This window comes from Stenotrophomonas sp. TWI1409 (genome assembly GCF_039673015.1).
GTDB classification, from domain to species: domain Bacteria; phylum Pseudomonadota; class Gammaproteobacteria; order Xanthomonadales; family Xanthomonadaceae; genus Stenotrophomonas; species Stenotrophomonas maltophilia_A.
Genome location: NZ_JBDJKU010000143.1, coordinates 1 through 1,138, shown reverse-complemented (window position 1 = coordinate 1,138; position 1,138 = coordinate 1). Strand labels below are relative to the sequence as shown.

The following is a 1,138-nucleotide window of genomic DNA, read 5'->3' as shown; positions in this document are numbered from 1 at the left end:
CCGCCGGTCGGGCGCCACGCCCCGGGCCCCCATCGGCCACGACCGGGGCCCATCCACGCTAGAATTACCCCCTTATCGAGTCCCCCAAGCCGCATATGAGCCACTTCGAAGGCGATCTTCGCACTCCCGAATCGGCGCGCTTCGCCATCCTGGCCAGCCGCTGGAATGCCCGCATCACCGACACGCTGGTCGCTGGCGCCCGCCAAAGCCTGGCTGGCAACGGCATCACCGAAGCCAACATCGACGTGATCCGCGTGCCGGGTGCCTGGGAACTGCCGCTGGTGGCCGCGCGCCTGGCCGCCGCCCACGAACACGCCGCCATCCTTACCCTGGGCTGCGTGATCCGTGGCGATACCCGCCACTACGAGCACGTGGCCGATCGCTGCGCCGAAGGCCTGATGCGCGTGCAGCTGGACTTCGGCGTGCCGGTGCTGAACGGCGTGCTGGCGGTGGAACGCGTTGAAGACGCCGAGGCCCGCGCAGGCGGCAGCCACGGCAACAAGGGCGAGGAAGTCGCACTCGCCGCATTGGAAATGGTCAATCTTCTGGAGCAGCTGCCATGAACAAGAACACCCAGGGCAAGCCCTCCGGTAAACCCGTCCGCCGTGATGGCGTCGATCCGGTGCTGCGCTCGCGCGCCCGCCGTCGTGCTGTGCAGGCCATCTACGCCTGGCAGATCTCCGGCGGCAACGCCCAGTCGCTGATCGCCCAGTTCGCCCACGAGCAGGCCCGCGAAATCGCCGACCTGGCGTACTTCGAGGCGCTGCTGCACGGCGTGCTCGACAACCGCCGCGACATCGACGAAGCGCTCGGCCCGTACCTGGACCGTGGCATCGAAGAAGTGGACGCGATCGAACGCGCGGTGCTGCGCCTGGCGGCGTACGAGCTGCGCTACCGCTTGGACGTGCCGTACCGCGTGGTGATCAACGAGGCCATCGAATCGGCCAAGCGCTTCGGTTCCGAACATGGTCATACCTACGTCAACGGCGTGCTGGATCGTGCCGCCGTGGAATGGCGCAAGGTCGAATCGGGTCACTGACCCACCTGTGGTAGTGCCGGGCGCGCGGGGGGGCGCGGGCGGGGGGTCAGAGGGGGGGGGACCGCCCCCCCCCCACCCCCCCCCCCCCCCCCCCCCGCC

At 69.5% G+C, this 1,138-nt stretch carries 2 protein-coding genes; both read left to right on the top strand.

The annotated features are described in order from the left end of the window. Positions 1 to 95: 95 nt before the first annotated feature. Positions 96 to 563 (top strand): 6,7-dimethyl-8-ribityllumazine synthase, encoded by a 468-nt coding sequence (gene ribH, locus ABE423_RS20705; protein ID WP_005408061.1) that lies wholly within the window; start codon positions 96 to 98, stop codon positions 561 to 563. Further along, entirely contained in the window at positions 560 to 1,039 is a 480-nt protein-coding gene (gene nusB, locus ABE423_RS20700) for a transcription antitermination factor NusB (RefSeq protein ID WP_005408062.1), read from the top strand. The genes ribH and nusB overlap by 4 nt, the downstream gene beginning before the upstream one ends. Positions 1,040 to 1,138 lie beyond the last annotated feature (99 nt).

What these genes read in the sequence shown, in the direction of transcription:
- ribH (WP_005408061.1), top strand. Translation starts at nt 96, where the DNA reads ATGAGCCACTTCGAAGGCGATCTTCGCACTCCCGAATCGGCGCGCTTC.
- nusB (WP_005408062.1), top strand. Translation starts at nt 560, where the DNA reads ATGAACAAGAACACCCAGGGCAAGCCCTCCGGTAAACCCGTCCGCCGT.